The sequence below is a fragment of the Kitasatospora putterlickiae genome (assembly GCF_039527695.1).
GTDB lineage: Bacteria > Actinomycetota > Actinomycetes > Streptomycetales > Streptomycetaceae > Kitasatospora > Kitasatospora putterlickiae.
The window spans coordinates 16253-20933 of the sequence record NZ_BAAAKJ010000148.1 but is presented as its reverse complement, the minus strand read 5'-3'; the positions used below and the strand labels follow the sequence as shown (position 1 = coordinate 20933).

At 71.9% G+C, this 4681-nt stretch carries 4 protein-coding genes; 3 read left to right on the top strand and 1 reads right to left on the bottom strand.

Annotation, left to right across the window (positions count from 1 at the left end):
• Window positions 1–1167, bottom strand: a 1167-nt coding sequence (locus ABD308_RS15470; protein WP_344333908.1) for a CynX/NimT family MFS transporter, incomplete at its 3' end; no start/stop codon positions are given.
• Window positions 1168–1252: 85 nt separating this feature from the next.
• Between ABD308_RS15470 and ABD308_RS15465 the strand changes: the two genes are divergently transcribed.
• From ABD308_RS15465 to ABD308_RS15455, 3 genes are all read left to right on the top strand, one after another.
• Window positions 1253–1927 carry a FadR/GntR family transcriptional regulator gene (locus ABD308_RS15465; protein ID WP_344333906.1) on the top strand — a complete coding sequence of 225 codons (675 nt, stop codon included), beginning with the start codon at window positions 1253–1255 and terminating at the stop codon, window positions 1925–1927.
• A gap of 136 nt (window positions 1928–2063) precedes the next feature.
• On the top strand, window positions 2064–2405 hold the full coding sequence (locus ABD308_RS15460; protein ID WP_344333905.1) for a hypothetical protein: 342 nt from the start codon (window positions 2064–2066) through the stop codon (window positions 2403–2405).
• 4 nt (window positions 2406–2409) lie between these two features.
• On the top strand, window positions 2410–4566 hold the full coding sequence (locus ABD308_RS15455; protein WP_344333904.1) for a DUF6571 family protein: 2157 nt from the start codon (window positions 2410–2412) through the stop codon (window positions 4564–4566).
• Window positions 4567–4681: the final 115 nt, after the last annotated feature.

Genomic DNA, 4681 nt, shown 5'->3' with positions numbered 1-4681 from the left:
CGCCTCGTAGAGCCGGCCGATCAGGATCGGGCCGGGGATCGAGATCAGGTAGCCGACGCCCTGGGCGAAGGCCGACAGCTGGGCCACCCCGCCGGCCGTCCGGGCGCGCAGGCCGATCAGGGTCAGCACCAGCGGGAAGGCGCAGTTGGACAGGCCCACCAGGAGCGCCCACAGCCACGGCACACCGGCCGGGGCGAGCGCCAGGCCGAGGTAGCCGGCGATGCCGAAGGACGCCAGCACCACCACGAACAGCCGCTGGTCGCCGCGCCGGGCGGCCAGGTTGGGCAGCACGAAGGAGACCGGCACGCCGATCACCATGGTCAGCGCCAGCAGCACGCCGGAGCTGCCCTCGGAGACGCCTGCGTCCTGGAAGATCTTCGGCATCCAGCCCATCACCACGTACGCGCCGGTGGCCTGGCAGCCGAAGAAGGCGGCCAGCGCCCAGGCGGTGCGGCTGCGGGTGATCGGCAGCTTCCCCCCGGCCGCCGAGCCGCCGGCCGGTCCGCCGCCCTCCCGCCGCCGGGTGAGCAGCACCGGGACCCAGAGCAGCAGGGCGAGGGCTCCGAGCGCCGCCCACACACCGAGGCCGAGCCGCCAGTCCCCGCCGAGCGCGCTGGTCAGCGGGACGGTGACGGCCGCGGCCAGCGCGGTACCGGCCGACAGCGCCATCGAGTACAGGCCGATCATCGGCCCGACCTTCTCCGGGAAGTACCGCTTGATCACCACCGGGATCAGTACGTTGGCGACCGCGACGCCGGCCAGCGCCAGCGAGGTCAGCAGCAGGAAGACGGCGGTGTCACCGGCGAAGGACCGCGCCAGCACGCCGGCGGTGATCGCTCCCATGCCCGCGGCGACCACGGCGACCGGGCCCAGCCGGCGCGCCAGGCCGGGCGCGGCGAAGCCGAACAGGGCGAAGCAGAGCGAGGGGACGGCGGTGAGCAGGCCGGCCACCGTCGGGCTCATCCCGAGGTCGGCGCGGACCTGGTCCAGCAGCGGCCCGAGGCTGGTGACCACGGGCCGGAGGTTGAACGCGGCGGCGGCGATCGCGAGGGCGAACAGCCAGCCGAGGGAGCGGCGGTCGGGCGGGGCGGGGCGCCCGGCCTGCGGCCGGGCCGCCGCCCGGGAGGAGCCGGTGGCGGGATCTGCGGTGTCTGCTGCGGACGACATGCAGGCCATCATAGAATGATGGGATGAATTAGTGCATCCTCGAATTGGCATGATGGCCCGACCCACCCGACCCAAGGAGTCCCCCGTGGCGCTGTCCTCGCCGAGGCGCACCCCGCTGTCCGACCAGGTGATCGCCCAGCTGCGCGCCCAGATCACCTCCGGCGAGTGGGCGGTCGGCTCGCGCATCCCCACCGAGGCCGCCCTCGTCGAACAGCTCGGTGTGGCCAGGAACACGGTGCGCGAGGCCGTCCGCGCGCTCGCCCACAACGGGCTGCTCGACATCCGCCAGGGCTCCGGCACCTACGTCCTGGCCACCAGCGAGCTCGCCGGCGTGATGCACCGCCGCTTCGCCGGCGCCGACCGCGCCCAGGTCGCCGAGCTGCGGGTCACCCTGGAGACCTCCGCCGCCGGCCTCGCCGCCACCCGCCGCACCGACCGCGACCTCGCCCTGATCGACGCCGCCCTGGCCCGCCGCGAGGACGCCTGGCGCTCCGGCGACGCCGAGGACTTCGTCCAGGCCGACGCCTCCTTCCACCAGGCCGTCGTCGCCGCCGCCCACAACGACGTGCTCGCCGCCCTCTACGCCGACCTCGGCGAGGTCACCCGCGCCCACCTGCGCCACGACGTCGGCCCCGAGCTCATCGCCGAGCGCTACCTCGGCCACGACAAGATCGTCGACGCCATCCGCGCCCGCGACCCCCAGCGCGCCTCCCACGAGGCCGGCCTCGCCATCGGCGCCTGCACGGACGCCGAGGTCTGAGGGACCGGCTCCGCCCCCGGCCCGCCCGGACGACGGCCTTCCGCCTTGCGAGGGGGCGGTTTTGACGTGCTAACGTCCCGTGAAAATTCGCGGACGGCCGGACTCCGGCCGGGTGTGGACACAACGGGGAGAACTGATGGCGGATCCGGACCTGAAGCTGGGCCAGGGGCCGGGTGGCGGGGGGCCGACGAAGGTGTCGACGGCGGCTCTCGACAAGGCGGCCACCGCGCTCGACGGCATCGCCAACGACAGCACCGCGGCCGGGAAGGCCGCCGACGAGTCGACCGAGGCGGCGGCCTCGAAGCTGAGCGGCTGGGACACCGCGTCGGCGCTGCGCGGCGCGCTCAAGGAGTGGCACGAGCAGGTGTCGCAGCTCAACGGCCGGCTCAACCAGGAGGCCGGGATGATGCGGCAGACCCACACCAACTACCTGAGCGTCGAGCACGGCATCGCCACGTCGTTCACCGGGAAGGCGTGACCCCATGAGCCTGCTCGGTTTCGAGGACGTCATGAAGGCCGACCCGTCCGCGATGGCCAAGGCCGCCGCCGACTGGACCGAGATGGCCCGCAAGTACCAGCAGGTCCAGCACCGGCTGGACAACGAGGTGCTCTCGGTCACCGGCAACCAGGGCCTGTGGATGGGCTCCACCGCGCTCGCCGCCAACCAGCACGTGGCCTTCACCCGCCAGCAGAGCGTCGACGCGCAGACCGAGGCCAAGGCCGTCGCCTCGATCATCACCGACGCCAAGAACGACTTCGAGGCGGCGCAGAAGAAGCTCAAGCAGGCCGTCGCCGACGCCCAGGCCGACGGCATGAAGGTGACCGGCACCGGCGCCGTGATGTTCGACGTCGGCGCGCTCGACCCGGCCACCAAACAGGACTACCGCCACGACCGGGACTACCAGCAGGAACGCGGCGAGGCCGCCGGCCGGTGGGCGCAGAAGATCAAGATCTGCGTGGAAGAGGCGACCGCGGCCGACGAGCGGGCCGCCCGCGGGCTGCGCCGCGCCGCCAAGGTCGGCGACCTGGTGAACGAGTTCAACGGCCAGGCCGTCGGCGGCGGCGACGAGGCGGACGGCAAGCGGGCCGCCGACCTCGCCTCCCGGCTCAAGGACGGCAAGACCCTCAGCCCGGAGGAGCTCGCCGAGCTCAACAACCTGATGAAGGCCAACTCCGGCAACCCGGTCTACGGCCAGACCCTGCTCAACGCGCTCGGCCCGCAGGGCACCCTGCTGCTCGCCGACGAGCTGGAGGTCCGGATCAACGACCGGGACGGCAAGAACAAGGGCGAGTACGGCGAGCTGCAGACCAACCTCGCCAACACCATCGGCGGCGCCACCCGGGACACCAGCAGCAAGTTCTACCAGGACTTCCGCAAGGGGCTGCAGGAAGCCGGCGTCAAGAACATCAACGAGCGGCACTTCGGCGGCAAGAGCGAGCCGATCTACGGCTACCAGACACTGGCCACGCTGCTCCAGAAGGGCAACGCGGGCTACGGCTCGCAGTTCCTGAACGACCTCGGCACCGACATCCTCAAGGCCGAGCGCGACGACAAGAACCGCTGGTCCTCGCACCAGTTCAACGGCCCGCGCCCGGACCTGGTGCACGACCCCGTGGACGGCGTGCTCAAGCTGATGGGCCAGAACCCGGAGGCCGCCACCCAGTTCCTCGACCCCAAGGGCCCGGGCGCCGAGGACCGCCTCAAGTACCTGCTGCGCGACCGCGAGTGGCCCACCTCGTACGTCAACACCCTGTACGGCCCGCCGATCATCGACAAGTCCACCCACCAGGACGGCCTCGCCGCCGCCCTGGAGGCCGCCGCCACCGGCGACGTCCCCGGCGAGGGCACCCACAACGGCGGCCCGCACACCCCGGCACAGGCCCGGGTGATGCAGGGCGCCATCGACGCGCTGGACGCGGGCGGCAAGGGCAGCGAGATGCACGACGACCTGAAGACGCCGCTCGCCAACGCGCTGTCGGACTACGTGGAGGACACGCACAAGATCCTCAGCGACAACGTCTACGCCGGTGCCGGCGGGATCCGGGAGGAGAACGGTGCCGGTCACCTCGACGGCAGCAACGCCAGTCTCGTCCGCGTCCTGCGTGGTGTCTCCGACGAGCCCGAGGCCTACGCGACGCTGTACAGCGCCGAACGGGCCATGACGGCCGAACTCATCGCCGGACTGCCGCCCGGCACGGACCCGAAGGGCGTCGATCTCCCGGCCCAGCGCATCGGCACGGCCCTCGGCGCCTACGACGCCATCCGGACGGACGTCATCCTCGACAACAAGGACGACCGGATGGAGTGGGCCGACAAGACCAGCTCGTACGGCTCCGCGATGAACGGCGTGGTGACCGGTTTCATCCCCGAGGTCGGCGACCTCGCGGGTGCCATCGTCGACCTGGGCATCGAGGAGTGGGCGGACGGCGTCAAGAAGGATGCTCAGGACGCGGGCAACAGTGCCGCCTCCGAGGCGCACTTCGCCGCGTTGAGGGACAGTAAGGAAATGGCCAAGGGCTGGGGCAACATCAACGGTGCCCAGAGCGACGCCGACTACGTGTACTCCAAGATGACGACCGGCCACACGACCGGCCACGCGAACGCCATGAGCGCACTCGGGCGGAACGGGCAGCAGTGAAACGTTCCCGGCGCATCTGGCTGATCATCGCCGGCGTACTCGTCCTCGCCCTCGGTGCGGGCGGCTACGTCTCCTGGCAGTACCCCAACCTGTTCCTCCCGGACCGCCTCTGCGA